The sequence below is a fragment of the Pelagivirga sediminicola genome, assembly GCF_003072125.1.
Classification (GTDB): domain Bacteria; phylum Pseudomonadota; class Alphaproteobacteria; order Rhodobacterales; family Rhodobacteraceae; genus Roseovarius; species Roseovarius sediminicola.
On the sequence record NZ_QCYH01000002.1, the window covers coordinates 87,686 to 113,876 of the forward strand.

Sequence of the window (26,191 nt, forward strand, 5' to 3'; positions counted from 1 at the left end):
ATGAAGACGAAAATCGCCCTGCTCCGCCACATGCACGCCGAGCGCCCCTACGGCAAATCAAAGCCCATCGAGATCGCCGAGGCCGAGCTAAGCCCGCCCGAATCGGGCGAGATGCTGATCAAGATGGCGGCGGCGGGCCTGTGCCATTCGGACCTTTCGGTCATCAACGGCGACCGCCCGCGCGACATGCCGGTGGCACTTGGGCACGAGGCATCGGCCATCGTGCAGGAGGTCGGCCCGAACGTCACCCGCTTTCAGCCGGGCGATCACATCGTGCTGGTCTTCGCGCCTTCGTGCGGCCACTGCCTGCCCTGCGCCGAGGGGCGGCCCGCATTGTGCCAGCCCGGCGCCGTCGCCGCCGGCAAGGGATCATTGATCGGCGGGACGAAACACATCACCCATGACGGCCAGACCGTGAACCACCATGTCGGCGTCTCGGCCTTTTCGACCTATGCGGTCGTGTCCGAGGCGTCCTGCGTCAAGATCGACAAGGACATTCCCTTGGACAAGGCCGCGCTGCTGGGTTGCGCGGTGCTGACCGGCGTCGGCGCGGTGCTGAATTCGGGCGATCTGAAAACCGGGCAAAGCTGCGCAGTGGTCGGGCTGGGCGGCGTGGGCCTTGCCGGGCTGCTGGGCGCCGTTGCCGCTGGCGCGCGCACGATCATTGCCGCCGATCTGGCCAAGGACAAGCGCGACTTTGCGCTGGAGCTGGGCGCGACCCACGCGATCGATCCCAGCGAGGAGGGCGCGGTTGAAAAGGTCAAGGAGATCACCGGCGGCGGCGTCGATCTGGCGGTAGAACTGGCAGGCGCGGTTCCGGCGCTGAAATTCGCCTATGACATCACGCGGCGCGGCGGCACGACCGTCACGGCCGGCCTGCCGAACCCCGCGGCCGAGCTGAAGATTCCCGCCGTCTCGCTCACGGTCGACGAGCGGGCGCTGAAAGGCTCCTACGTCGGTTCCTGCGTGCCGGTGCGAGACATTCCGCGCTTTGCCCAGATGATGGTGCAGGGGCAGTTGCCGATCGAGAAGCTGGTCACGCACCGCCTGAAGCTGGACGAGATCAACGAGGGGTTCGAGCGTCTGGCCGCCGGCGATGCGATCCGCCAGATCATCGAATTCGACTGATACGCGGGACCACAGGTTAATGTGATCGCGTATTCATCGAGCGTTGAAGGCGCTGCGGTGGACTCCGTTAGCTGACCTGAAATAGCGGTCTGTCCGGGGCGCAGGCCACGAGGGGAATGAAGTCGATGGCGCAGCACGCAAGAGCACCCGAACGAGGCGCGAGGAACGTCGAGCAAGCGGCGCGCCTGTCTGTCGCCCCCATGATGGACTGGACGGACCGCCATTGCCGTTACCTGCACCGGCAGCTTTCGCGCAGGGCGCTGCTTTATACCGAGATGGTCACGGCGCCTGCGCTGGTGCGGGGCGGCGCGGTGCATCTGCTGGAGTTTGACGTCTCGGAGCATCCCGTGGCGCTGCAGCTGGGTGGCTCGGATCCGGTCGAGCTGGCGCAGGCCGCGCGGCTGGGCGCCGGGGCGGGCTATGGCGAGATCAACCTCAATGTCGGGTGCCCCAGTGACCGGGTGCAATCGGGCACGTTCGGCGCGGTATTGATGAAATCGCCCGATCTGGTGGCCGAGTGCTGCGCCGCCATGATCGCCGCCGTGGATGTGCCGGTCACGGTGAAGTGCCGTATCGGCGTTGACGACCAGGTGCCGGGCGACGTGCTGCCTGACTTCATTACGCGCGTTGCGGCGGCGGGGGTGGACCGCTTTGCCATCCATGCGCGCATGGCGTGGCTGGACGGGCTCAGCCCCAAGGAGAACCGCGACGTGCCACCTCTGGATTATCCGCTGGTGCACCGCATGAAGGCGGAATTTCCGGCGCTGCACCTGTCGGTGAATGGCGGCATCGGCTCGCTGGATCAGGCGCGCGCCTTTCTGGACGCGGGGCTGGACGGTGTGATGGTCGGGCGGGCGGCCTATCATCAGCCGGCGGATATTCTCTGCGCCGCCGACCGCCTCGTCTTTGGCGCGGCGCAGGCGGACAGCACCGCCGAAGGCGCCGTGGAGGCCATGCTGCCTTACATCGAGGCGCATCTGGCGGCTGGCGGGCGGCTCAATCAGATCACGCGGCATATGCTGGGACTTTTTGCGGGGCGTCCCGGCGCGCGGGCGTGGCGGCGGACCTTGTCGGAGGGCGCGCATCGCGCGGGCGCGGGGCCGGAGCTGATCGAGGCCGCACTAGCCGAGGTCATGGCCGCCGGCGTGCCTGAATCCGTTTGCGGCGCGGTGAGAAACCCGCTTTAACCCAAGGTGCCGCAAACCTGACAGGCAGTGTTTCGCGGACCGCAGCGCGCCCGGACGCAACCGGCGCGTCTGCGCCCCTCCGATCGTGCAAGGAGCCGCCCGAATGCCAGATCCAACCTTGCTTGTTGTCATGACCCTCATGCTTCTGGCCATCGGCGCCTTTGCCGGGGTGATGGCGGGCCTTTTGGGCGTGGGCGGGGGCATCATTCTGGTGCCGGCGTTCTTCTATGCGTTTCACACGCTGGGCTATGGCGGCCCGCAACTGATGCAGATCTGCCTTGCCACGTCGCTGGCGACGATCATCGTGACGTCGGTCAGGTCGGTGCTGTCGCATGGGCGCAGGGGCAGTGTCGACTGGGACATCCTGCGCAGCTGGGCGCCGGGGATCGCGCTGGGCGCGGTTCTGGGGGTGATCGTGGCGGCTGGTCTGCGCTCGGGCACGTTGCAGGCGATTTTCGGTGTTCTGGCGCTTTGCGTCGGCCTTTACATGAGCCTTGGCAGGGCGCATTGGCGGCTGGGCGCGCAGATGCCGCGCGGCCTGCTGCGCGCGGTGCTGTCGCCTGTGATGGGGTTCCTGTCGGTGCTGATGGGGATCGGAGGGGGCAGTTTCGGCGTGCCGCTGATGAGCTTGCACGGCGTGCCGATCCACCGCGCCGTGGGGACGGCGGCGGGCTTTGGCGCGGCCATCGCGGTGCCGTCGGTGATCGGATTCCTGATGCTGCAGATCGGCGAGGCGGGGCGCCCGCCGCTGACCGTCGGTGCGGTCAACCTGCCGGCCTTTGTCATTACCATCGCGATGACGCTGCTGACCGCGCCCCTGGGGGTGCGGTTGGCGCATGCGCTGGATGGCAAGCTGCTCAAGCGGGTCTTTGGCGCGTTTTTGGTGCTGATCGCGCTCAACATGCTGCGCAAGGCGCTGGGCTGGTGAGCGGCGCGGCGTCCGAACTGGCGCAAAAGGGCTGGGCGCATTTCGGGCATGATGCCGGGGTGGCGGCGTGGGCGGGCGCGGCCCGCGCGGCGGCGCTGGAGCGGATGCAGGATCCGGCGCACCGGGAGGCGTGGCTGCAATGCGGCGGCACGTGGTTCGTCGGCGTCGATACCTTGCCGAACGATGCCGCGGGCGCGGTCGCCTGGTCCGGCCCGCTGACCGGGACGGCCTATGGCGAGGCGCGCGCGCTTTATGGCGATCTGCCGCTTCATGCGGGGCAGGTATCGGTCGTCTATCCCGGCTATCCCAAGCCGCGCGAGGGCGAGGGGCAGGCGGCCTTTCGTTATCGGCTGAGCCGGGACGCGGCCCATGTCGACGGGTTGCTGGCTGTCGGCGAGAGCCGCGCGCGCATGCTGAAAGAGCGTCACGCCTATATTCTTGGCCTGCCGCTGACTGACGTCAGCGCTGGTGCCAGCCCGCTGGTGGTGTGGGAGGGCAGCCATCACATCATGCGCGCGGCCTTTGCCGCCGCGTTCGAGGGCACCCCGCCGGAAAACTGGGGCGAGGTCGATCTGACCGAGATCTACAAGGCGGCGCGCCGCGAGGTGTTCTCGCGTTGCGCGCGGATCGAGCTGCCCGGTCGGCCCGGAGAGGCGACATTGGTGCACCGTCTTGCGCTGCATGGCGTGGCGCCCTGGGCGACGGGCGCCGGGGCGCCGGCGGAGGGCCGCATGATCGCCTATTTCCGCCCCGAATTTCCCGATGGCGGGCCTGAGTGGCTCACCGCGCCGTGATCCTTGCCCACTTGCCCCTCTATCCGGGGCGGCGTAAGCAATAGGTTGAACACGCAGGGCCGTTCGGCGTTGCATCACAGATGTGAAAGGATACCACATGACCCCGATCAAAGCCGCGTCCCCGGCGCGCTTCGCACTGGCCGCCCTTGCCGCGGTTATGCTGCCCGCCGCGCCCGCGCTGGCCGGTGCGGTCGTCGCACTCCCGCTCGACCTTGGCTCGCAGGGCACTGTCAGCTCGGCTGTCTATTCGTGCTCCGACGGGACCGAGCTGAATGTGCAGTATATCAACACGGACGCCAACGCGCTGGCGATCATTCCGCTGGCGGGCGAAGAGCTGATCTTCGTGAACGTGGTTTCGGGATCCGGCGCCCGCTATGTCAATGGCGCGCGCGAGTGGGTGACCAAGGGCGATGACGGGATGCTGAACGACGAGCTGGCCCAGACCGAGGCGCTCAAGTGCTCTGACAAGGCTGCTGCAAAAGCTGCGGAATAACCCAGGGGCTTCGGCAGCGGCGTCGTCAGGTGCCGCTGCCGCGCTCCAGCCGGGCGGCGCGCCCGCCGCGCCGCTTGCGCAACTGGCCCGCGCGACCCGGCAAGTCGGCGGTGATCGCGGCGCGCTCGGCATCGGTCATGCGCGACCAGCGGCTGATTTCGTCGATGCTGCGCAGACAGCCGGTGCAGATCCGCGCCTCGGGATGGACGACGCAGATCTGGATGCACGGCGATTGCACCTCGTTGCGCTTCCACACGGGCGGCTGATGCGCCGCGCTGCTTTTGCCATCCGTCATTGCGCCCTCCTCATATGGCCGATCCGGTCGAGCACTCCTTGAAGGATATACGACGCGGCGATGTTGTCGATCACCTCGGCGCGACGCTTTCGGGACGTATCCGCCTCCAGAAGGGCGCGTTCGGCGGCAACGGTGGACAAACGCTCGTCCCAATAGCCGATGGGCAGATCCGTCAGCCGCGTGAGGTTGCGCGCAAACGCGCGGGTCGATTGGCAGCGCGGCCCTTCCGAGCCGTCCATGTTGCGCGGCAGGCCCAGGATGATCCCGCCGATGCGCCGCGCCGCGGCAATCTCCAGCAGGCGGGCCGCATCAAGGCCGAACTTGCGGCGGCGCACCGTCTCAAGCGGGCTGGCCACCGACAAGAGCGGATCGGACACCGCGACGCCGATCGTCTTGTCGCCCAGATCGAGGCCCATCAGCGCCTGCATGGGGGGCAGGGCGGCGACGAAGGCCGCGGTCTCCTCATGGATCATTGCGCGGCCCCGCCGCCATCGAGCCCGGCCCGCCGCGCGGCATCCTCCAGCAGCTTCAGCGCCTCGGGCTGACCGGCGAAGGTGCCTTGCGCCTCGGCATGGATGGCCGCCGCGCGCTCCGTCTCTCCCAGCACGCCGAGCGCGGCGATCAGGCGCGCCCAGTCTTCCGGCGGGCCGCCCTGCTGGGCAAGGCGCCCCATCAGCCCGTCGACCATGCCGCGGATCATCTGGTCGCGCTCGGCATCGCTCATGTCGCCTGCCGCGTCGATATCGGCGGCGCTGGGGCCGGGCGCAGTGTCGGGCGCGGCTTCGGGCGGCAGAGAATAGCGGATGCCGGCCCTGCCTGCGGCCGCGACGATCTGCGCGCGCAGCGGCGCGATCCATGCGGCCCCCGGCGGGCTGTCGGCCAAGAGCCGCTCCCACGTGCGAAAGGCCGCATCGGGCCGGTCGACCTGATCGTAATAGACGCCGAGGTAATACCGCGCCTCCGGCTGGCCGGGATCGAGCGACAGCGCCCGGCGCAGCGCCGCCTCCGCCTCGCGCGAGACATAGCCGCCCGCGGCGGTGATCAGCAGATCGGCCAGGAATGCGTGATCGGCCGCCGTCGCATCCGCGCCTTTCGCCTCGATCAGCCGGCCCTGGGCCTCGACGGCCGCGCCCGTATTGCCAAGGCTCGCCTCGTTGCGCGCCAGCAGCGCAAGGCCGCGCGCATCATCGGGGCGCTTTTCGACGGCGGCGCGCAGCTGCGTCATCAGGCGCGCGAAATCCTCGGGCGGCTCGGTGGGGGCCTCGGGGACGCCGAACTGCGCCTGCGCTTCGCTCTGGCTCAGGCGATCGGCGCGGGCGGCATCGGACGCAGCCAGGCGCGCCGCGCGCGGCTGATCCTCGTAGCCGGGCGAGCCCAGCAGCATGTATCCGGCCAGCGCCCCCGCCGTCACCAGAACGCAGAGCGCCGCGGCCAGAATCCGGCCCGCGACGCGCGGCTGGCCGCCATCGGCGGGGCCCTGCCGCAACTGCGTGTCGGCGGCCAGGATGCGGCGCGAGACCTCGGTGCGCAGCCGCTCGGCCTCGCCCTTGGTGATGATGCCGCGCGCCAGATCCTTGTCCACATCGCGCAACTGCACGCGATAGACGTCCAGATCATAGGCCGCGGGCGGCGCGGCGCTGGCACGCCCGCGCAGCAACGCCGCCGCGATCAACCCACTGCTGGCCAAGGCCAGAATGGCGGCGATGACCCAGAAAATCATGGCATCCCTCCTGCTTTGTCGCCCACATAACCCCGCTGCACGCCCGGCGAAAGGGGCGATGCGCCCCCGCCGCTCCCGTGCCGCCTTATGTCGCGGCCCTGCGGTGGCGATCCGCACTGTCGCAAATTGCGCAGCCCGTGCCGCTCGGTGTATACCCGGATTGCGGCGATCACCGCATAACTGCCACAATCCCGTCGCCCCCCGCGAATCCATCGCAAAAGTGAGACCGCGCATGAAACGCTATTCCGCCTTCGCCGTCGCCCGTGAGGCCCTTCGCAACCACACAGGGTGGGAGCGCGCCTGGGCATCGCCCGAACCGAAGAAGAAATATGATGTGATCATCGTCGGCGCCGGCGGTCACGGCCTTGCGACGGCCTATTACCTTGGCAAGAATTTCGGCATCACCAATGTCGCAGTGCTGGAAAAGGGCTGGCTGGGCGGCGGCAATACCGGGCGCAACACCACGATCATCCGCTCCAACTATCTGCAGGATGCCTCGGCGGCGATCTATGAAAAGGCCCGCTCACTATACGAGACGATGAGCCAGGATCTGAACTATAACGTCATGTTCAGCCCGCGCGGCGTGATGATGCTGGCCCAGACCCAGGCCGAGGTGCGCGGGTTCGAGCGCACGGCGCATGCCAACGCGCTGCAAGGCGTCAAGACCGAATATATCGGGCCCGAGCGGGTCAAGCAGCTGGTGCCGATCATCAACATATCGGGCCCGCGCTATCCGGTGCTGGGCGCGATCTGGCAGGCCCGCGCCGGCACCGCGCGCCATGATGCGGTGGCCTGGGGCTATGCGCGCGCCTGCTCGGACATGGGCATGCACATCATCCAGAAATGCGAGGTCATCGGGATCGAGCAATCGGGCGGCAAGGTCACGGGCGTCAACACCACGCGCGGGCCCATCGGCTGTGACAAGCTGGGCGTCGTCGTCGCGGGCCATTCGGGCAACCTTGCCGACATGGCCGGCTTCCGCCTGCCCATCGAATCCGTGTCGCTGCAGGCGCTGGTGTCCGAGCCGATCAAGCCCTGCATGGACGTGGTCGTCATGGCCAACACCGTCCACGGCTATATGAGCCAGTCCGACAAGGGCGAGATGGTGATCGGCGGCGGCACCGACGGCTACAACAACTATACCCAGCGCGGCGCCTTCCACCATATCGAGGAAACCGTGCGCGCGCTGGTCGAGACGTTCCCGATGATCTCGCGGCTGAAAATGCTGCGTCAGTGGGGCGGTATCGTGGACGTCACCGGCGACCGCTCGCCGATCCTGTCGAAAACGCCGGTCGAGAACATGTTCGTCAATTGCGGCTGGGGCACTGGCGGCTTCAAGGCGATCCCCGGCTCCGGCTGGGGCTTTGCCGAGCTGATGGCCAAGGGCCACTCGCCCTTGACCGAGGCGTTCGGGCTGAACCGTTTCTACGAGGGCCGCTTCGTCGACGAGTCGGTCGCGGCGGGGGTGGCGCACTGATGGGGAACCGTTCCATGACCTGTGACGTTGCAACCGCAAGTTCCATATTGAAAGGAAATCTGCCGTGTCAGATCGTCAACCGCCGAATTCAGGCTCCAGCAACAGCTTCCTTGCTTTCATCGTTGGTGGCCTTCTGGTCGCGGTCGTGGTTCTCGGCTGGCTGTTTTTCAGCAGTTCAGAAGACAGCAACGACCTCAACATATCTATCGAAGGCGGCGGCGATGCGGTTGACGCAATCGACAACGCTGTCGACGGCGAATAGCCTCTTTAATCCTACTTCCACGATTTCTCGAAACGGGCGGCGCTATCTGGCGTGCGCCCGTTCTGTGTTCGTCGCCTGCAAGGGCGATCCCAGCATCACGGAGTTTGCCCCATGCTGATCCTGACCTGCCCCTGCTGCGGCGTGACCGGCGAGGAAACCGAATTTCACGGTGGCGGCGAGGCGCATCTGAAGCGCTTCGGCCCCGGATCGTCCGAGGGCGAATTTCACGACTACCTCTTCTCCAAGGTGAACCCAAAGGGTGTGCATCTGGAGCGCTGGCGCCACAACAACGGCTGCGGCAAGTGGTTTCATGCCGCGCGCGACACCGTGACGATGGAAATCTACGGCACCTATCCCGCGCAGACCACCGAGCCGCCGCAGGACATCAGGGACGCCATCACCGCCAAGCGGCCCGGCTGGTCATGGAGGGAATTCGCATGAGCCTTCATCTTGGTCCAAATACTCAAAATCCCACCCTTTCATCTGGCGCGGAGGCATAGCCCATGAGCACACGTCTGGCCAATGGCGGCCGCCTTCTGGACAAGGGCCGCAAACTGGATTTCACATTCAACGGAACACGCCTGCGCGGCTATGAGGGCGACACGCTCGCCTCGGCGCTGCTGGCCAACGACCAGATGCTGATGGGCCGCTCGTTCAAGTATCACCGCCCGCGCGGCGTGGTCGCCTCGGGCGCGGAGGAGCCCAACGCGCTGGTCGGTCTGGGCGAGGGGGCGGCGTTCGAGCCGAACCAGCGCGTCACCACGACCGAGCTGTTCGACGGGCTGACCTGCACCTCTCAGAACCACTGGCCATCGCTCAATTTCGATATCGGCGCGATCAACACCAAGCTGTCCCGCTTCCTGCCGGCCGGTTTCTACTACAAGATGTTCATCCACCCGCGCCCCTTCTGGAAGCATGTCTACGAGCCGATCATCCGCAAATCCGCGGGCCTTGGCCGCGCGCCCGACCAGCGCGATACCGACACATACGAGCATTTCTATGCTTTCTGCGACGTGCTGGTCATCGGCGGCGGAATTGCCGGTCTGCAAGCGGCCCGCGCGGCGGGCGCCGCCGGGGCCAAGGTGCTGCTGATCGAGCAGACCGCCCATTGGGGCGGGCGCGCGCCGGTCGATGGCGGCACGGTGGACGGCCAGCCTGTGGATAAGTTCGTGGATGAACTCGTCTCCGAGTTACAGGGCATGGACAATGTCACCCTGCGCAATCGCACCATGGGCGCGGGCGTCTACGATCACGGCTATGCGCTGGGCTATGAGCGCGTGACCGATCATCAGCCCAAGGCAAAGGGCCCGCGCCACCGTCTGTGGCGCATCCGCGCCGCGCAGATCGTGACCGCGACAGGCGCCATCGAACGGCCGCTCAGCTTTGCGGGCAACGACATTCCGGGCGTCATGCTGGCCTCGGCGGTGCGCGATTACGTGGTCGATTACGGCGTCTCGATCGGCGACCGGACGGTTGTCGTGACGAATAACGACGATGCCTATCGTACGGCGATCATCCTTAAAAAGAACGGGCTTGACGTGCCTGTCATTCTGGATGCGCGCGTGCCGACCCAGGACAGCGCGCTGATGGCCGAGGCAAAATCGCTCGGCATCCGGGTTCTGATGGGGCATGCCATATCGTCGGTTCAGGGCGGCAAACGGGTGACCGGCGTCGAGATCTGCAGCCAGGCCGGCGAAGGCGCGGTTCTGGAAGAGATCGCATGTGACGTCGTCGCCATGTCCGGCGGCTGGTCGCCGGTGGTGCATCTGTGGTCCCATTGCGGTGGCAAGCTGATCTGGGACGAGGCGACCGCCGCCTTCCGCCCGGATGTGGACAAAGCGCCGACCGGCGCGACGGGCGCGCCCTTTGTCACGCCTGCGGGCGCGGCCAATGGCGATTTCCTGCTGGGCGACGTGCTGCGCGATGGCAATTCCGCGGGCAAGGCGGCGGCCAAGGCTGCGGGCCATTCCGGCGCCGTTCCCGCCGCGCCGAGCGCCGAGGAGATCGCCGAGGCGCCGATGGCCCCCGTCTGGATGATGCCGCAAGGCGCGGGCATCAAGAAGCGCCAGAAGGCATGGCTGGACTATCAGAACGACGTCAAGGTCTCCGATATCCAGCTGGCCGCGCAGGAAGGTTTCGAGAGCGTCGAACATGCCAAGCGCTACACGACGCTGGGCATGGCGACCGATCAGGGCAAGCTGAGCAATATCAACGGGCTTGCGATCCTGTCGGATGCGCTGGGCCAGCCCATTCCGCAGACCGGCACCACCACGTTCCGTCCGCCTTATACGCCGATCTCGTTTGCCTCCATAACCGGCGAGGCGCGCGATGCGCGGTTCATGCCGGTCCGCCAGACGCCGATGTATCAGTGGCACGTGGAAAACGGCGCCTTTTTCGAGCCGGTCGGCCAGTGGCGCCGTCCCTACACCTACCAAAAGCCGGGCGAGAGCGTCGAGGACGCCGTCGCGCGCGAGGTGAAGGCGACGCGCTCCAGCCTTGGCATGCTGGACGCCTCGACGCTGGGCAAGCTGCTGGTCAAGGGGCCGGATGCGGGCAAATTCCTCGACATGCTCTACACCAACATGATGAGCACGCTGAAGCCGGGGCGCTGCCGCTATGGCCTGATGTGCAGCGAGAACGGATTTCTCATCGATGATGGCGTCGTGGCGCGCGTGGGCGAGGATGCGTTCCTGTGCCACACCACCACCGGCGGGGCCGAGTCGATCCATGGCCACATGGAGGAATGGCTGCAGACGGAATGGTGGGATTGGGACGTCTATGTCGCCAACCTGACCGAGCAATACGCGCAGATCGCCGTCGTCGGCCCGCGTGCCCGCGAAACGCTGGAGAAGCTGACCGGCGATGACATCAGCGCCGAGGCGCTGCCCTTCATGGCTTGGGCCGACATCACTCTGGCCGGGCTGCAGGCGCGCGTCTATCGCATCTCGTTCTCGGGCGAGCTGAGCTACGAGATCGCCGTCAAGGCGTCCGAGGGCCGCGCGCTGTGGGATGCGCTGCTTGCGGCGGGGGCATCGGCCAACATCACCGTTTACGGCACCGAGGCGCTGCATATCATGCGGGCCGAGAAAGGCTTTATCATGATCGGGGACGAAACCGACGGCACCGTGATTCCGCAGGATCTGGGGCTGAACTGGGCGATCTCGAAAAAGAAAGAGGATTATCTTGGCAAGCGCGCGCAGGAGCGCAGCCACATGAGCGATCCGGCCCGCTGGAAGCTGGTGGGGCTGGAGACGGTGGATGGCGGCGTTCTGCCTGACGGGGCCTATGCCACCGCCGAGGGTGAGAACGCCAATGGCCAGCGCGAGACGCAAGGGCGGGTCACGTCGACCTATCATTCGCCCACGCTGGAGCGCGGCATCGCCATGGGCCTCGTGCTGAACGGGCCGGACCGGATGGGCGAGGTGCTGGAATTCCCGCGCCTTGACGGCACCATCATGCGCGCGAAGATCGTCGATCCGGTCTTCTTCGACAAGGACGGGGAGAAGCAGAATGTCTAACATGGTCAGCGCCTTGAATGGCGCCAGCGCAAAAGGCTTTGTCGAGGTCCGCGACATGGGCCTGCAAGGCATGATCACCCTGCGCGGTGATCTGAACGCGGCCAAGCTGAAGAAGGCCGCGCGCGCCGTCGGCGGCGCCGACATGCCGGAGCAGGGTCATATCAGCCTGGGCGATACCGGCGGCGCCGCGTGGATGTCCCCGGACGAGCTGCTGGTGCTGGTCCCCTACACGGAGGTCGACGCCCGGCTGTCCGAGATCGCCAAGGCGATGGGCGACGATCACCATCTGGCGGTCAACGTCTCGGACGCGCGCTGCATGTTCGGCGTCAGCGGCGATGATGCGCTGGTGCGCGAGGCGCTGGCCAAGCTGATGCCGGTCGATCTGTCGGCGCGCGCGTTCCAGCCCGGCCAGTTCCGCCGCTCGCGCATGGCACAGGTGCCTGCCGCGCTGTGGATGCAGGCCGAGGGCGAGGCGCGCATCGTCTGTTTCCGCTCGGTCGCGCAATACGTGTTCGACCTGCTCAAGGGCGCGACGTCCCCCGGCAGCGAAGTGCGCTATCTGGCGCGGTAGCCGCCACCTGCGCGCGCATCCGGGCAGTGTTTTCATCCTGCCCGGAACCGTCCTTCGCCCCTTGACGTTACGTCTGTAAGGCTCCCATCTGGGAGCCGCGTAGAATTACCACTAATGAGGGGGACCATCCCATGACATTCGAACTTCCCGATCTGCCTTATGCCCATGATGCGCTTGCCGGAAACGGCATGAGCAAGGAGACGCTGGAGTATCACCACGACATCCACCACAAGGCCTATGTCGACAATGGCAACAAGGCCATCAAGGGCACCGAGTGGGAGGGCAAGTCCCTCGAAGAGATCATCAAGGGCACCTATGACAAGAACGCCGTGGCGCAGTCCGGCATCTTCAACAACATCAGCCAGCTGTGGAATCACAACCAGTTCTGGGAAATGATGAGCCCCGGCAAATCGGACATGCCGTCCGAGCTGGAATCCGCTCTGAAGGACAGCTTTGGCAGCGTCGACGATTTCAAAAAGGAATTCGCAGCCGCCGGCGGCGGTCAGTTCGGCTCGGGCTGGGCGTGGCTGGTCAAGGACAAGGATGGCAGCCTGAAGGTCACCAAGACCGAGAATGGTGTGAACCCTGTCTGCTTTGACCAGACTGCCCTCTTGGGCTGCGACGTGTGGGAGCATTCCTATTACATCGACTTCCGCAACAAGCGCCCTGCATATCTGGAAAACTTCCTGAATTCTCTTGTGAACTGGGAAAACGTCGCCAGCCGCATGTAATCCGGCGCCTATCAACCATTATTGGCCCCCGGCGATGCCATTCGCCGGGGGCTTTTTCATGGCCGGGCGGAACTTGCGCTGCCCGCCGGTTGTTTTCAGGGCAGGTTCATACAAAGCCAGGTTCACACCAAGGAGGACATCATGGCCGAACGTCACCGTTCCAAGGATGGCAGCCGCGAGACCGAAGAAATCATCGGCGAGGCGGCGGATATTTCCCAAAAGGGCCGCGAAGGCGGCGATATCGAGCGCCGCGTCGCCACCCGAGATGAGGAAAAGCGCGCTAAGGAGAAACCCGCAGGCGTCACCCGCGTCACCGGGCAGGACAGCCGCGAGACCGGCAACGCACCCGAGGAGGATACCTGATGCCCAAGCTGAAGCCGGGAACATGGGTTCTGGTCTGTGATGGTGAAAAGGCGCTGTTCCTGCGCAATGACGGCGATGCCGAGGCGCCCGATCTGAACGTCGTGCGCATCGACGAGCAGGATAACCCCAAGGATATCGACCAGTCCGCCAATAGGCCCGGACGCATGAAGGACGGCGCGCCGGGCCAGCGGTCGGCCTATGACGATACCGATTGGCACGAATTGGCCAAGGAACGCTTTGCCAGCGACCTGGCGGATCGTCTTTACAAACAGGCGCATCGCGGGGCGTTCGATCACATCGTCATCGTCGCCGCGTCGCGCACGCTGGGCGCGCTGCGCAGCGAATTGCATCAGGAGGTCACGAACAAGGTGATCGCCGAGATCGACAAGGACCTGACGAACCATCCGCTCGACGAGGTGGAAAAGCTGGTCAGGGAGCATCTGTCCCAGATGTAGGCACATGCGTTGCACGGCAGACCCTTCGGGGTCTGGCGCAGGCGCGCGCCGCGAGATCGCAAGCGGCGCAGGCCCTTCCTAAGCCGCAACGGCTCGGATATGCAGGCCGTGTAAGGGTGGCGGGCTGCACAAGGATTTGGCGACATGACCGACGAGGCCAAGGGCGTTCTTGCCATGATAGGCGCATGCACCGTCTGGGGGCTGTCGGGCATCTACTACAAGCTTCTGGATCACGTCCCGCCGCTTGAGATCCTCAGCCATCGCACGGTATGGGGATTCGTCTTCTTCCTTGGCGTTCTGGCCGTGCAGGGCCGCTTGCGCGAATTGCCCAAGACCCTGTCGACCCGCCGCAACATATTGCTGATCGTGTTCGCGGCCTTGATGATTTCGCTCAACTGGTTCGTGTTCATCTCATCGGTGCAAATGGGCTATGCCACTGACGCGTCGATGGGTTACTACACCTTCCCGCTAACCGCCGTGCTGATGGGCGCGATTTTCTTCCGCGAGCGCCTGACCCGCGCGCAGGGCGTTGCCGTGGCGCTGGCGGCAAGCGCGGTCATCACGCTGGCCTACGGGCTTGGCGCGGCGCCATGGGTGGCGCTGACGCTGGCCTTCTCGTTCTCGCTTTACGGGGTCGTCAAGAAGGGACTGTCCAGCGGCCCGGTGGTGTCCGTCACGGCGGAGGTTGCCATCCTGACCCCCTTCGCGCTGGGCTGGCTCGCGGTTGTCCATCAGGGCGGCGGAGGTGCCTTCGGCATCGACGCGCTGACCACTGCGATGCTGATCTTTGCGGGGATACTGACGGCGGTGCCGCTGATCCTGTTCTCCTACGCCACGCGCCGCGTGTCGCTGGCCACGATCGGCCTCGTGCAATATCTGAACCCGACGCTTCAGTTCCTCGTCGCCACGCTGATTTTCCGCGAGGCGTTCACGATCTGGCACGCCATCGCCTTTGCGATGATCTGGACGGCGCTGGCGATCTATACCGCCTCGTCCCTGCGCCGGGGCAGGGCCGCGCGCAAGGCAGCAAAGACCGCCGAGGCGTCCGGCACGGTGATATAAGGGTGCATCAGCGGCGCGCCTTTGTCTGCGCCGCAAAAGACACAGGTTGCTGGGCGCGAGCCGGGCAGGCGGGCCTGATGCAAGGGTTGTTTTGACCCGTGACAGCCATATTGCTACGCTTGCGCATCAATGCGCCCGCTGCGCCGGGGGCGCATGACGGCAAGCGAAGGGGGCCGGCGATGAACACGCAGGCAAAGGCACGCAAGGCAAGCGTCGCGGGCGCGGTGTCCGCCGCGGCGGCTTTGGCGGCCATTGCCATCGCGGCGCTTTACCTCGGCGGTGTCATCGGCGCGCGCCCCGCGCCGGAGATGGCGACCGAGACTGCCGCGCCAGAAACGGCCGTCGCTCCCGCCCCGCAACTGGACGCTATCGCGACGGATCGCCAGACCGCAGAGGCCCCGCAAATTGACCTGTTTCGCCTCCAGCCGGATGGCGAGGCCTTGGTTGCAGGGCGCGGCGCGCCCGGCTGGAGCGCGCAAATCATCCTCGACGGCGACGTGCATGCCACCGCGCCGCTTGAGGATGACGGCAAATTCGCCGCCTTCCTGACCCTGCCCGCGGCAACCACCCCACGCGTGCTGTCCCTGCGCCTGACAGGGCCTGCGGATACGGCGCCGGTTGAAGGCGCCCAGCAGATCGTCATTGCGCCAGCTGTCACACCCGAGCCGCAGCCAAGCGCCACCGCAACCCAGACGCCCGACGCGCAAAAGGCCCAGTCCGTTCCGGAGTCGGCCCAGACCGTTCTCATGGCAGATGCCGAGGGCGCGCGCGTCCTTCAATTGCCAGATGCCGCCGACACGCCGCGCGCCACGCGCAATGTCGCGCTGGACACGATCAGCTATTCGCAGGACGGCGACGTGCAACTTGCGGGCCGCGCGCCCGGTACCGGCCAAGTGCGCATCTATCTGGACAACCGCGCCATCACCACGTCGCATATCGCGCAGGACGGCACCTGGCGCAGTGACCTGCCGCAGGTCGATACCGGCATCTATACCCTGCGCATCGACCAGCTGGACGACAGCGGCGAGGTTCAGAGCCGGGTTGAAACCCCCTTCAAACGCGAGGACCGCGCCCTGCTGGCCGATCTTCAGGACGCGCCCCGCGCGCGCGCGGAAACGCCGCCGGACGCCGCCCCGGCCATCCGCGCCGTGACCGTTCAGCCGGGCAATACCCTCTGGGCCATCTCGCGCGAGACCTACGGCGAAGGCATACTCTATGTCCGCGTGTTCGAGGCCAATTCGGACCGCATTCGCAACCCGGATCTCATTTATCCCGGGCAGGTCTTCACACTGCCGGACTGACCGCTTCATCTTGGTTCAAATTGTCAAACTCCGTCCCATGCCGTCGGAAAAGCCGCGCGCGATCTGCGCGGCGGCTGGATATCCGGGCCAAGCTGGCCTATCTGATGGGCTTTCCCGGCAGGTAAAGGGCCAACATGCGCCAGTCATCCCACAGCATTGACGTCGACACGCAGCCCGCAGCCTCCGGCTGGGCCACTGTGATGCGCGTCGCGCCCTACCTGTGGCCGCGGCAGGGCGGCGGCTGGATCAAGCGGCGGATCGTGCTGGCGCTGATCGCGCTCTTCGCGGCCAAGCTGATCGCGGTCGGCACGCCGTTCTTCTACAAGGCCGCGGTCGATACGCTGTCGGGCGAGGCGCCGGATGCGGCCTGGACGCTCGGGGCGGGCGCCATCGCGCTGACCGTGGCCTACGGCATGGCTCGCCTGATGAATGTGGGGCTGCAACAGCTGCGCGATGCGCTATTTGCGCCGGTTGGCCAGCACGCGCTGCGCCGCGTGGCGCTGCGCACCTTCCGGCACATTCACGCGATGTCGATGCGCTATCACATCACGCGCAAGACCGGCGGGCTGAGCCGCATCATCGAGCGGGGCGTCAAGGGCGTCGATTTCCTGCTGCGTTTTCTCATCTTCTCGATCTTTCCGCTGATCCTGGAGCTGGTTCTGGTGGGCATCGTGCTGTGGGCGGCGTTCGATTTTTGGTATCTTTTCGTCGTCGTGGTGGTGATCGCGCTTTATGTCGCCTTCACCTTCAAGGTCACGGAATGGCGCGTGAAATTGCGCCGCGAGATGAACGATCAGGACACCGACGCCAATCAGAAGGCGATCGACAGCCTGCTGAACTACGAGACCGTCAAGTATTTCGGCGCCGAAAACCGCGAGGCCGCCCGCTATGACGCCGCCATGGCCCGCTACGAGCGGGCGGCGGTGCGCACCTCCTATTCGCTGTCCTTCCTCAATTTCGGGCAGTCGCTGCTGATCACATCGGGCCTTGTCATCGTCATGGTGATGGCGGCGCTTGGCGTGCAGGACGGCACGCTGACGGTGGGCGATTTCGTCATGGTCAACGCCTACATGATCCAGATCACCATGCCGCTGAACTTCCTTGGCACCGTCTACCGCGAGATCCGCCAGAGCCTTGTGGACATGGGCGAGATGTTCGGTCTGCTGGATCAGGCACCCGATGTGACCGACGCGGCGGAGGCGCCGGCGCTGAAGGTCACGGGCGGCAAGGTCGAGCTGCGGGATGTGCATTTCGGCTATGACGCGGACCGCGAGATCCTCAAGGGGATTTCCCTCACCGCCGAGCCGGGGCAGACCGTCGCAATTGTCGGGCCGACGGGGTCGGGCAAATCCACCATCGGGCGGCTGCTTTTCCGGTTCTATGACGTCAGTCAGGGCGCGCTGCTGATCGACGGGCAGGATATTCGCGGCGTCACGCAATCCAGCCTGCACAAGGCGATCGGCGTCGTGCCGCAGGATACGGTGCTGTTCAACGACACGATCGGCTACAACATCGCCTATGGTCGCGATGGCGCCAGCATGGACGACGTGATCGAGGCCGCCCGCGCCGCGTCGATCCACGACTTCATCACGTCGCTGCCGCTGGGCTATGACACCACCGTGGGCGAGCGCGGGCTGAAGCTGTCGGGCGGCGAAAAGCAGCGCGTCGGCATCGCGCGCACGCTGCTGAAGGATCCGCCGATCCTGCTGCTGGACGAGGCGACCAGCGCGCTCGACACTGCGACCGAGCGTGACATTCAGGGCGCGCTGGCCCGCGCCGGACAGGGGCGCACGGTGCTGATCATCGCGCATCGCCTCAGCACCGTGGCCGATGCCGACCGGATCGTGGTGCTGGAGGACGGGCGCATCATCGAGGACGGCACTCATTCCGATCTGCTGGAGGCCGGCGGGCGTTATGCGGGCCTGTGGCGCCGCCAACAATCGGACGAGGCCGCCTGATGGCGAAAAAGGACTATCCCCGCACGCCGGACGGGCGCTACTTCGTCTCGCGCGCCCGGCTTTGGCGCTGCACCGATCCGGGGCTGGATGACAGCACGCGCCGCGCCGCCGTCAAGGCGCTGATGCAGGCCCGCCGCGCCGTTCAGTTGGCCGGCGATGACGGCGCGGCCCAGCAGGCCGCCCGCGCGGATGTCGACGCGGCCAAGCGGCGTCTGGGCGAGCGCGGGCCGGTCTGGTGGGACGATGGCGCGCCCGACGAGGGCGGCATGCATCCCGCGCGCAGCAGCTATGCTGACTGGTGGGCCGCGCTGGACGCCGAGGCTCGCGCGCGTGGCGAATGATATTGCCCGCCGGGAGGCCGTATCGGTGGGCGCAGGCTATTCTGCCGCGCGCGTTTTCAGGATCCGCTTGAGATCCTCCAGCTCCAGGTGGGCGCCTTCGGTCTCCATGTAATCGTCTCTATCGGCGGCGGCGGGCGGCTCGGCGGGCCCGCTGCCATCGTCCCAGAGGATCTCGGGCGCGCGGATGCCGCGGGCGGCGCGCACCAGCGCCCAGTCGCGCGCGGCGCGGCTGGTGCGGCCCATAGACAGCGCCGCCGCCGCGCGTGCCAGCCAGCCCGCATAGGTGCCCAGCCACACGCGCAGCGCCAGCATCGACGGCGTGAAGATCAGCGTCAGCACGGTGGCAATCCCAAGGCCAAAGACCACCGCCGTCGCCAATTGCTTCCACCACAGCGCCGTGGGGCTGTTGAAACTGTAGCCGCCATTCACGAAATCCAGGGACAGCCCGAACATCATCGGCGCAAGGCCCGCCATGGTGGTGATCGTGGTCAGCAGGACAGGCCTGATGCGCGCCTCGGCGGTCCGTGTGATCGCCTCGATCCGGGGCATGTAGCGGCTGAATTCCTGATAGGTATCAATAAGAACGATGTTGTTGTTCACCACGATTCCGGCCAGCGCGACAATCCCCGTTCCGGTCATGATGATCGAGAATGTCTGCCCCATCACCAGCATCCCGATCAGCACGCCCGTGGTGGACAAAACCACGGCCAGAAGCACCAGAACGGCGTTGTAGACGCTGTTGAACTGCGCCAGCAGGATGATGAACATCAGCCCCAGCGCGCCTGCGAAGGCCTGCATCAGGAAGGCGCCGGATTCCTCCTGCTCTTCCTGGTCGCCGGTCCATTCATAGCGCACGCCATCGGGCAGAACGCCGCTGTCCAGCCATTCGGTCAGATGGGCGATCCGCTCGTTCGCGGTCAACGGGCGGGTCGTCTCGCTGCCATCCTCGGCGATGTGCGTAACGGTCACGCCCGACATCACGCCCGCCTTGACGTCGAAATACCGCGTCTGATCAATCCGGTCGATCTGCGCGAGGCGGGGCACGGGTTTTCGGGTGATGAAATTGGCCAGCGGCACCAGCCCCTGATTGGTGCGCACCTTCAGCGAATCCAGCGTGCTGAGCACCCGGTCGGGTTCGGGCATGCGGGCGCGGATGTCGATCTCCTCGTCCGAGGAGGGCACGCGCATCGTGTCGAGAAACAGGCCGCGCGTGACCAGTTGCACCATGCCGCCGACGGTGGCGACATCGGCGCCGAACCGGCCGGCTTTCTCAATATCGACCTCGATCTGCCAGTCGATGCCGGGCAGGGGCAGGGTGTCCTCGACCAGCTTCAGCCCGTAGGTGGCATCGAACTTCGCCCGCACGGTGCGGGTGGCCTCCATCAGCACCGGCCAGTCATCGCCCTTGAGGCGCAGATGCACCGGTTTGGCCGAGGCGGGGCCGCCGGTCTGGCCGAGGATTTCCACCTTGATGCCGGGGATCTGTTCCAGCCTGGCGGTCAGGTCGGTGATGATCAGATCGCCATCGACCGCCGGATCGCTGATCTTGCGATCCCAAAGCCCCCAGAGCCATGGCTCGGTCACGGTCGGGCGTTCGTCCCACGGGATCGTCTCGAACTGGACCTGCCCGATCGTGTCCAAGGGCGGTTGCGCGCCGCCTGTGTTGTTGGTCAGCCCGCCATCGCCCGCAAAGGAAAACGCCGATTCGATGCCCGGCTCGGCCAGCACGATCTGTTCGGCCTGCAAGACCAGCGCATCCTTTTGCTCCAGCGACAGGTTGCCACGCGCGCGGACATAGACGATGCCCTGCTCGGGCTCGGATTCGACGAAAAACTCGGTCCCGTTGTTGTTCTGGATGTAGAAAACCAGCGTCATGCCCACGATGACGAAGATCGCGCCGAACGCGACCAGCGGCATGACGGGGTTGGCCACGATGGCGTTGATCAGCCAGCCGAAGGGCGTGCGCCGGTAACCTGCGCGCACGGGCCGCGCCCGGCGGCGCGGCCGTATCCGCAGCCCCAGCCGGCGCGCGCCATGAGCGGCCCGCCGCCAAAGCGCCATGACGCCCACCACCAGCGCGACCGCCCCGCCAAGCCCCGCCGCGATCAGCAGGGCGATGGCGAGCCCCAGCCCGAAAACGGTGATGAGGGTCGGCAGGACCGAGCTGATCAGGTCCGTCATGTCCATTTGCAGGATCAGATCGCGGGCAATGTCGCCAAGGCGCATGCTGGCCTGCCCGGTGCTGTCGACGATGGGGCCGGTTTCGGGTGTCGGCTGCTTGAAAGGGCCGAACACCGCCAGCATGACAACCGCTCCGGCGGCCACCGGAAACAGCGCCAGATGCCAGCCCCACCAGCTACCGGCGAGCTGGGCGGTGCGCGCGTTGAACCAGTTCTCGAGCCGCCCGGTGACGCCGCCCAGCACCGGCAGATAGACCAGCGCGACTAGAAGCGACGCGGACAGCACGAAGATCAGCGTGACCGGCAGCATCCCCATGAACTGGCCCGGAACGCCCGGCCAGAACAGCATCGGCAGGAATGCGCAGAGCGTCGTCGCGGTCGAGCTGACGATGGGCCAGAACATGCGCTTGGCCGCCTCGACATAGGCCGTCATCGGGCCCGAACCCTCCTGAATCCGCCGGTCGGCGTATTCGACCACCACGATCGCGCCGTCCACCAGCATGCCCACCGCCAGGATGAGGCCGAACATCACGATGTTGGAAATTGTAATGCCCATGACCGCAAGCAGTGCAAAACACAGCAGGAATGATGTGGGAATTGCAAATCCCACCAGCAGCGCAGGGCGCACGCCCAGCGTCGCCAGCATCACGATCATCACCAGCGCGATGGCCGTCAGCACCGATCCCTCAAGCTGCGCGACCATCGACGCCACGGTGCGCGACTGATCGTTCGAGGTGCCCACATCGACGGCCGCCTTCAGGCCCTCGGGCCACGCGGCGCGCGCGTCCGCCACGGTGCGTCGCACCAGCGCGGCGGTGTCGATGATGTTGAAGCCCTTGCGTTTGACCATCTGCAGCGCGACGGTGTTCTGTCCGTTGAAACGGGCGGTGCCGGCGCGGTCCTCGAAGGTCAGGTTGATGCGCGACAGATCGCCCAGCGTGACGACGCGGTCGCCATTGGTCTTGACCGGCAGATCGTAGAAATCGCGCGTGCTGTCGAAGGACGACGGGATCTTGACCGCAAAGGCGCCGCCCGCGCTGCGCAGCTCGCCCGCCGCCACCAGCAGGTTGTTGTTGCGCACCACGTTGATCAGCTCGCCCGCCGTCACGTTGTAGGCCTCAAGGCGCAAGGGGTCGATCACCACCTCGACCAGTTCGTCGCGGCTGCCGGCGATGCCGGCCTCCAGCACCGGCTCCAGCGCTTCCAGCCGGTCCTGCAGGTCCTTGGCGATGCGCGTCATGGTGCGTTCGGGCACGTTGCCGGTGAGATTGACGATCAGGATGGGAAATTCGCTGAAGTTGATCTCGGTCAGCGAGTATTTCTCGGCGCCGTCGGGAAACTTGGCCTCGGCGGCGCTCATCGCGTCGCGCACGTCGGCCATGATGCGCGTCTTGTCCCAGCCGTATTCGAATTCCAGCGCGACGCCGGCATAGCCCTCGGCGGCGGTGCCCGACAGGTCCTTGAGGCCATCCAGATCGCTCAGTTCGGTCTCCATGACCTTGACCAGCAGCTTCTCGCTGTCCTCGGCGGAGATGCCGGGAAAGACGACCGACACGAAGAGCGCGGGGATCTCGATGTCGGGCTCGCCTTCCTTGGGCAGGCCGACATAGGCGAAGGTGCCGGCCAGCAGGCTGAGCGCGATGAAGGCCAGCACCATCCGCGCGCGGCGCGCGGCCCAGTCGACGATGCCGGTCATTGCGCGGGATCCGCAAAGCTGGCCTTCACCGGAACGCCCGCGACGACATATTCCTGCCCGATCACGATCACGTCCGCGACCTCTGGCAGGCCGGACACCCAGATCCCTGAGGGCGTGTCGCGGATCAGTGTCACGGGCACGAAATCGGCCTCGTTCGCCTGCGTGACGATGCGCACGCCCAGCGTGCCCTCGTCGCTGAGCGTCAGGGCCGATTGCGGGATCAGATGCGCGGGCGTGCCGGCGGCCGCGACGGTAATTTCGGCCGTCTGCCCGTCGCGCAGCGCCAGATCGGGGTTGGGCACGGTCACTTCGACGCGGAAGGTGCGCGTTTCGGGATCGGCGGCGCGCGAGATGAACGTCACCTTGCCCGACACTTCGGCATCGCCGATCAGCCGCGCGCGCGCCTCGGCGCCCGCCGTGATCAGCGCCACGTCCGCTTCGGGCGCGAACCCGACCAGCTTTACCGGGTCCAGCTGGATCACCACCGCGCAGAGCGCGCCGGGCTGCAACAGCTCGCCCAGCTCGGCGGTGTCGGATTCCAGCAGACCGGCGAAGGGCGCGGTGATATCGAGGCGCGCCAGCTCTTCCTCGGCGGCGGCGATGTTGGCGCTTGCGGCCTCGATCCCGGTGCGCGCGGCGTCAAGACCCGACCGCGCGGCCTGAACCGCCGCCTTCCCGGCGCTGAGGGCCGCGCGCGTTCCGGCAACGCGCGTGTCGGAGGCAAATCCGCTCTCGCTGAGCCTCTCGGCGGCGGTGTCGTTCAGCTGCGCCTCGGCCAGGCGCGCCTCGGCCTCGGCCAGACGCGCTTGGGCTTCGGGAACGCGGGTTTCGGCCTCGGCCCGGCGGGCGCGGGCCTCGGCCAGCGTGGCCTCCCGCGTGCCGGGGGCAAGGCGGCAGAGCGTCTGGCCGGTCTCGACAAAGCTGCCCTTGCGCAGCGGCTCGCTGACCACCTTGCCGGAAGTTTCGGCGCGCACCTCGACCTGCCGCATCGCCTGGGTCCGGCCGCGCAGCACCACGGCGCTGCCGATGTCCTGCGCCGTGCTGCGCTGGGCGACGACGTTGATCGCGCCGCCGGGATCCGGCGCGCTCGGCTCCGACTGATCTGTCTGCGCCGCCTCTTCGGGGGCGGAGGACGCGGGCAGCAGGGCGGTCAGGCGCGGGCGCTCGAACACGAACAGATAGATCGCCAGCGACACGATGATCGCAGCAAGGATCGAGAAGAGACGCATGCATTTCCTTTCCTGCAAGCCCGTCGCCGATATGGCGGTGGTCACGGAATCGGGGATGCCTGATCCATCACCGCCGGCGCCGCCCGCCGCCACGTGATACCCGCCGGGCCGCAGATTGCACTAGCGCAAATCAGGGGCGGGGTCACAGGTTTCTTGAACGAGAATACGCATCCCGGCGCCTTGCGGATCGCTCTTTCGCCCCGCTGCGCGCAAAACTGCCTGCGCGCGCGCCGCCGCGCGGCCCTTGGCAGGCACCGCATGACACGCTAAGAGGGGCAAAACCGCATCAAGGCAAGGCAGGCGCCCCCCAGTGAGTGACAGCGACAGTTTCATCGAAGAGGTCAGCGAAGAGGTCCGACGCGACCGCTTGTTCGGGCTCATGCGCCGCTATGGCTGGATTGCGATCCTGGCCGTCGTGATTTTGGTGGGCGGTGCGGCCTATAACGAGTGGCGCAAGGCGCAAAACCGCGCCGAGGCCGAGGCGCTGGGCGATGCGATCCTGTCCGCGCTCGAGACCGAGGACCAGAGCGCGCGCGTCGATGCGCTGGACGCGGTCGCGCCGGCCGGTCCCGGCAGCGAGGCGGTGATCGCGATGATGGCCGCCGCCGAAGCGCTGAAGGACGACCCCGAAGGCGCGGTGCGCCGCCTTTTGGCGATTGCCGACGACAGCGGCGGCGCGGCACCGGTCTATCGCCAGATCGCCACGCTCAAGGCCGTGATGATCCCGGATGGCGGCATGAGCCCGCAGGCGCGGCGTGACCGGCTGGACGGTCTGGCGCTGGGCGAGGGCGTGATGCGCCTTCTGGCCGAGGAACAGCTGGCCTATCTGGATATCGAGGCGGACGATCCCGCGTCGGCGCAGGCGCGCCTGCGCGGCATCATTGGCGATGCCGAGGCGACGCCGGGCTTGCGCCGACGCGCGACACAAGTGATTGTGGCGCTGGGCGGCGACGTCACTCCGGGCGCCGAGGCGGCGCAGCCGGAGCCGGACGAGGAACCGGCAGACGGCGCCGGGACGCAGGGCGAAGGCGCCGCCGAATAGACACGTGCCCCGAGTGGGGAGATGGCAAGGATCTGGGCGCCCGTCATGTGGCGCGAGGAACACGGGGAACGGGGAATGCACGCGGTGACACGGAACGGAACGATCATTGGCCTTGTCGCGGCAGCGCTGCTGCTGGCTGCCTGCTCGGAAAAGGACCCCATCCTGCCCGGCAAGCGCGAGGGATTGCGCGAGGTGCTGACCGGCGATCAGGCCGAGCCGGCGGCAAGCGAGGTCGTCGGCGCGGCCGGTCCCAACGTGGCAGAGGCGGTGCGCCTGCCTGCCGCCTCCGCCAATGCCAGCTGGCCCCAGCGCATCGGCACACCGGCCACGCGCGCGGCGCATCCCGCCCTCGGCGCGGCGCCCCGGCTGATCTGGTCCGCGTCCATCGGGGCGGGTGACGGCGCCCGGCGCCGCATCACCGCCGACCCGGTGGTTGCGGGCGGGCGGGTCTTTGCCATGGATGCCAATGCGCAGGTCAGCGCTCACAGCACCAGCGGCGGCGCCCTGTGGTCCACCAGCCTTGTGCCTGCCTACGATTCGGCCTCCGAGGGCAGCGGCGGCGGGCTGGCCTATGGCGATGGCAAGCTCTTTGCCTCCACCGGCTTTGGCCGCATCACGGCGCTGGATCCGGCCACGGGCCGCGTCATCTGGGAGCAGGAACTGCTTGAGACCGGCACGGCGACGCCAACGGTCGTGGGCAATATCGTCTATCTCGTCGCGGGGGACGAGACCGCCTGGGCGCTGGATACCCGGACCGGGCGCATCGAATGGCGCCTTGTCGCCACGCCCAGCATCAACAACATCCTTGGCGGCCCGGCACCCGCGGTTTCGGACAAATACGCCGTCTTTGCCTTCGGCTCGGGCGAGGTACAGGGCGCGTTCCGCAAGGGGGGCCTGCGCCTGTGGGATGCCTCCATCGCCGGGCGCCGCAAGGGTCTGGCCCAAAGCAACGTGCCCTCCATCGCGGGCGATCCGGTAATCTACGGCGACCGCGTCTATGTCGGCAACCAGTCGGGCCGCATGTCGGCCCTGAAGATCGCCAATGGCGAGCGGATCTGGACGGCGAATGAAGGCCCGATGAACCCGGTCTGGATCACTGATGATTCGGTCTTCCTGATCTCGGACAAGAACGAGCTGGTGCGCCTGCGTGCCGGGGATGGCAGCCGCGTCTGGGGCACGAAACTGCCCCTGTTCGTGAAAGCCAAGCCCAAGCGCCAGGCCGAGGTTTTCGCCCATTACGGTCCCATCATGGCGGGCGGGCAGCTGGTGACGGCGTCCAATGACGGCTATCTGCGGTTCTTCGATCCGGCCAGCGGTGCGCTGCGCCGCAGTGTCGCGGTGCCCGGCGGCGCGACGACCAACCCCGTTGTCGCGGGCGGCGTTCTTTACGTGGTGGGCACCAACGGGCAACTGCACGCTTTCCGCTGACCGCGTAATGCCCTAGAAGGACGGCTTGATCC

General features: G+C 66.8%; 24 protein-coding genes. 19 read left to right on the forward strand and 5 right to left on the reverse strand.

The features are described from left to right. The 5 genes from DC366_RS04055 to DC366_RS04075 all read left to right on the forward strand — a co-directional run bounded on the left by DC366_RS04055 (window position 1) and on the right by DC366_RS04075 (window position 4,530). Window positions 1-1,128, forward strand: a complete 1,128-nt coding sequence (locus DC366_RS04055) for a zinc-dependent alcohol dehydrogenase family protein (RefSeq protein ID WP_108690942.1) — start codon at window positions 1-3, stop codon at window positions 1,126-1,128. Between the two features lie 125 nt (window positions 1,129-1,253). After that, entirely contained in the window at window positions 1,254-2,315 is a 1,062-nt protein-coding gene (gene dusA, locus DC366_RS04060; RefSeq protein WP_108690943.1) for a tRNA dihydrouridine(20/20a) synthase DusA, read from the forward strand. Between the two features lie 103 nt (window positions 2,316-2,418). Further along, window positions 2,419-3,243, forward strand: a complete 825-nt coding sequence (locus tag DC366_RS04065; protein WP_108690944.1) for a sulfite exporter TauE/SafE family protein — start codon at window positions 2,419-2,421, stop codon at window positions 3,241-3,243. Then, a complete protein-coding gene (locus tag DC366_RS04070; protein WP_165802840.1) occupies window positions 3,240-4,037 on the forward strand; it encodes a phytanoyl-CoA dioxygenase family protein in 798 nt (265 codons plus the stop codon). Before DC366_RS04065 ends, DC366_RS04070 begins: the two co-directional genes overlap by 4 nt. Window positions 4,038-4,134: 97 nt before the next feature. Then, on the forward strand, window positions 4,135-4,530 hold the full coding sequence (locus DC366_RS04075) for an MliC family protein (protein WP_108690945.1): 396 nt from the start codon (window positions 4,135-4,137) through the stop codon (window positions 4,528-4,530). Between the two features lie 25 nt (window positions 4,531-4,555). Here DC366_RS04075 and DC366_RS04080 read toward each other — a convergent pair whose 3' ends face one another. The 3 genes from DC366_RS04080 to ccmI are packed head-to-tail and all read right to left on the reverse strand — an operon-like array spanning window position 4,556 to window position 6,545. Beyond that, on the reverse strand, window positions 4,556-4,825 hold the full coding sequence (locus DC366_RS04080; protein ID WP_108690946.1) for a DUF1289 domain-containing protein: 270 nt from the start codon (window positions 4,823-4,825) through the stop codon (window positions 4,556-4,558). Then, window positions 4,822-5,298, reverse strand: a complete 477-nt coding sequence (ruvX, locus tag DC366_RS04085) for a Holliday junction resolvase RuvX (RefSeq protein ID WP_108690947.1) — start codon at window positions 5,296-5,298, stop codon at window positions 4,822-4,824. Before ruvX ends, DC366_RS04080 begins: the two co-directional genes overlap by 4 nt. Next, on the reverse strand, window positions 5,295-6,545 hold the full coding sequence (gene ccmI / locus DC366_RS04090; protein WP_108690948.1) for a c-type cytochrome biogenesis protein CcmI: 1,251 nt from the start codon (window positions 6,543-6,545) through the stop codon (window positions 5,295-5,297). Before ccmI ends, ruvX begins: the two co-directional genes overlap by 4 nt. 232 nt (window positions 6,546-6,777) lie before the next feature. Between ccmI and DC366_RS04095 the strand changes: the two genes are divergently transcribed. From DC366_RS04095 to DC366_RS04150, 12 genes are all read left to right on the forward strand, one after another. After that, complete coding sequence (locus tag DC366_RS04095; RefSeq protein WP_108690949.1) at window positions 6,778-8,022, forward strand: sarcosine oxidase subunit beta family protein; 1,245 nt, start codon at window positions 6,778-6,780, stop codon at window positions 8,020-8,022. Window positions 8,023-8,086: 64 nt separating this feature from the next. Then, on the forward strand, window positions 8,087-8,284 hold the full coding sequence (locus DC366_RS04100; protein WP_108690950.1) for a hypothetical protein: 198 nt from the start codon (window positions 8,087-8,089) through the stop codon (window positions 8,282-8,284). Between the two features lie 111 nt (window positions 8,285-8,395). Next, window positions 8,396-8,725 (forward strand): sarcosine oxidase subunit delta, encoded by a 330-nt coding sequence (locus tag DC366_RS04105; protein ID WP_108690951.1) that lies wholly within the window; start codon window positions 8,396-8,398, stop codon window positions 8,723-8,725. Between the two features lie 62 nt (window positions 8,726-8,787). Continuing rightward, window positions 8,788-11,802 (forward strand): sarcosine oxidase subunit alpha family protein, encoded by a 3,015-nt coding sequence (locus DC366_RS04110; RefSeq protein WP_108690952.1) that lies wholly within the window; start codon window positions 8,788-8,790, stop codon window positions 11,800-11,802. Then, complete coding sequence (locus tag DC366_RS04115) at window positions 11,795-12,373, forward strand: sarcosine oxidase subunit gamma (RefSeq protein WP_108690953.1); 579 nt, start codon at window positions 11,795-11,797, stop codon at window positions 12,371-12,373. Before DC366_RS04110 ends, DC366_RS04115 begins: the two co-directional genes overlap by 8 nt. Before the next feature lie 131 nt (window positions 12,374-12,504). Further along, window positions 12,505-13,104, forward strand: coding sequence for a superoxide dismutase (locus DC366_RS04120; RefSeq protein WP_108690954.1), 600 nt, complete (start codon window positions 12,505-12,507; stop codon window positions 13,102-13,104). Between the two features lie 141 nt (window positions 13,105-13,245). After that, window positions 13,246-13,467: a hypothetical protein gene (locus DC366_RS04125; protein WP_108691330.1), complete on the forward strand. Its 222-nt coding sequence runs from the start codon at window positions 13,246-13,248 to the stop codon at window positions 13,465-13,467. Further along, window positions 13,467-13,922, forward strand: a complete 456-nt coding sequence (locus tag DC366_RS04130) for a baeRF12 domain-containing protein (RefSeq protein ID WP_108690955.1) — start codon at window positions 13,467-13,469, stop codon at window positions 13,920-13,922. Before DC366_RS04125 ends, DC366_RS04130 begins: the two co-directional genes overlap by 1 nt. A 144-nt stretch (window positions 13,923-14,066) precedes the next feature. Next, complete coding sequence (gene rarD / locus DC366_RS04135; RefSeq protein ID WP_108690956.1) at window positions 14,067-14,984, forward strand: EamA family transporter RarD; 918 nt, start codon at window positions 14,067-14,069, stop codon at window positions 14,982-14,984. A 179-nt stretch (window positions 14,985-15,163) separates the two neighbouring features. After that, window positions 15,164-16,285 (forward strand): LysM peptidoglycan-binding domain-containing protein, encoded by a 1,122-nt coding sequence (locus tag DC366_RS20045; protein WP_207768653.1) that lies wholly within the window; start codon window positions 15,164-15,166, stop codon window positions 16,283-16,285. Between the two features lie 134 nt (window positions 16,286-16,419). Further along, window positions 16,420-18,243, forward strand: coding sequence for an ABCB family ABC transporter ATP-binding protein/permease (locus DC366_RS04145; protein ID WP_108690957.1), 1,824 nt, complete (start codon window positions 16,420-16,422; stop codon window positions 18,241-18,243). Then, on the forward strand, window positions 18,243-18,584 hold the full coding sequence (locus DC366_RS04150; protein ID WP_108690958.1) for a hypothetical protein: 342 nt from the start codon (window positions 18,243-18,245) through the stop codon (window positions 18,582-18,584). The genes DC366_RS04145 and DC366_RS04150 overlap by 1 nt, the downstream gene beginning before the upstream one ends. A gap of 36 nt (window positions 18,585-18,620) precedes the next feature. Here DC366_RS04150 and DC366_RS04155 read toward each other — a convergent pair whose 3' ends face one another. Together DC366_RS04155 and DC366_RS04160 are read right to left on the reverse strand one after the other, a co-directional pair. Further along, window positions 18,621-22,460 (reverse strand): efflux RND transporter permease subunit, encoded by a 3,840-nt coding sequence (locus DC366_RS04155; protein WP_108690959.1) that lies wholly within the window; start codon window positions 22,458-22,460, stop codon window positions 18,621-18,623. Further along, window positions 22,457-23,689 carry an efflux RND transporter periplasmic adaptor subunit gene (locus DC366_RS04160; RefSeq protein WP_108691332.1) on the reverse strand — a complete coding sequence of 411 codons (1,233 nt, stop codon included), beginning with the start codon at window positions 23,687-23,689 and terminating at the stop codon, window positions 22,457-22,459. Before DC366_RS04160 ends, DC366_RS04155 begins: the two co-directional genes overlap by 4 nt. Window positions 23,690-23,999: 310 nt before the next feature. On the opposite strand from DC366_RS04160, the gene DC366_RS04165 reads away from it, so the two are divergent. Both DC366_RS04165 and DC366_RS04170 read left to right on the forward strand, forming a co-directional pair. After that, a complete protein-coding gene (locus tag DC366_RS04165) occupies window positions 24,000-24,731 on the forward strand; it encodes a hypothetical protein (RefSeq protein ID WP_108690960.1) in 732 nt (243 codons plus the stop codon). Window positions 24,732-24,806: 75 nt separating this feature from the next. Then, window positions 24,807-26,159, forward strand: a complete 1,353-nt coding sequence (locus tag DC366_RS04170; RefSeq protein WP_108690961.1) for a PQQ-like beta-propeller repeat protein — start codon at window positions 24,807-24,809, stop codon at window positions 26,157-26,159. Window positions 26,160-26,191: the final 32 nt, after the last annotated feature.

Coding starts and splice junctions, on each gene's coding strand:
- DC366_RS04055 (WP_108690942.1), top strand. CDS start 1: ATGAAGACGAAAATCGCCCTGCTCCGCCACATGCACGCCGAGCGCCCC.
- dusA (WP_108690943.1), top strand. CDS start 1,254: ATGGCGCAGCACGCAAGAGCACCCGAACGAGGCGCGAGGAACGTCGAG.
- DC366_RS04065 (WP_108690944.1), top strand. CDS start 2,419: ATGCCAGATCCAACCTTGCTTGTTGTCATGACCCTCATGCTTCTGGCC.
- DC366_RS04075 (WP_108690945.1), top strand. CDS start 4,135: ATGACCCCGATCAAAGCCGCGTCCCCGGCGCGCTTCGCACTGGCCGCC.
- DC366_RS04080 (WP_108690946.1), bottom strand. CDS start 4,825: ATGACGGATGGCAAAAGCAGCGCGGCGCATCAGCCGCCCGTGTGGAAG.
- ruvX (WP_108690947.1), bottom strand. CDS start 5,298: ATGATCCATGAGGAGACCGCGGCCTTCGTCGCCGCCCTGCCCCCCATG.
- ccmI (WP_108690948.1), bottom strand. CDS start 6,545: ATGATTTTCTGGGTCATCGCCGCCATTCTGGCCTTGGCCAGCAGTGGG.
- DC366_RS04095 (WP_108690949.1), top strand. CDS start 6,778: ATGAAACGCTATTCCGCCTTCGCCGTCGCCCGTGAGGCCCTTCGCAAC.
- DC366_RS04105 (WP_108690951.1), top strand. CDS start 8,396: ATGCTGATCCTGACCTGCCCCTGCTGCGGCGTGACCGGCGAGGAAACC.
- DC366_RS04110 (WP_108690952.1), top strand. CDS start 8,788: ATGAGCACACGTCTGGCCAATGGCGGCCGCCTTCTGGACAAGGGCCGC.
- DC366_RS04115 (WP_108690953.1), top strand. CDS start 11,795: ATGTCTAACATGGTCAGCGCCTTGAATGGCGCCAGCGCAAAAGGCTTT.
- DC366_RS04120 (WP_108690954.1), top strand. CDS start 12,505: ATGACATTCGAACTTCCCGATCTGCCTTATGCCCATGATGCGCTTGCC.
- DC366_RS04125 (WP_108691330.1), top strand. CDS start 13,246: ATGGCCGAACGTCACCGTTCCAAGGATGGCAGCCGCGAGACCGAAGAA.
- DC366_RS04130 (WP_108690955.1), top strand. CDS start 13,467: ATGCCCAAGCTGAAGCCGGGAACATGGGTTCTGGTCTGTGATGGTGAA.
- rarD (WP_108690956.1), top strand. CDS start 14,067: ATGACCGACGAGGCCAAGGGCGTTCTTGCCATGATAGGCGCATGCACC.
- DC366_RS20045 (WP_207768653.1), top strand. CDS start 15,164: ATGAACACGCAGGCAAAGGCACGCAAGGCAAGCGTCGCGGGCGCGGTG.
- DC366_RS04145 (WP_108690957.1), top strand. CDS start 16,420: ATGCGCCAGTCATCCCACAGCATTGACGTCGACACGCAGCCCGCAGCC.
- DC366_RS04150 (WP_108690958.1), top strand. CDS start 18,243: ATGGCGAAAAAGGACTATCCCCGCACGCCGGACGGGCGCTACTTCGTC.
- DC366_RS04155 (WP_108690959.1), bottom strand. CDS start 22,460: ATGACCGGCATCGTCGACTGGGCCGCGCGCCGCGCGCGGATGGTGCTG.
- DC366_RS04160 (WP_108691332.1), bottom strand. CDS start 23,689: ATGCGTCTCTTCTCGATCCTTGCTGCGATCATCGTGTCGCTGGCGATC.
- DC366_RS04170 (WP_108690961.1), top strand. CDS start 24,807: ATGCACGCGGTGACACGGAACGGAACGATCATTGGCCTTGTCGCGGCA.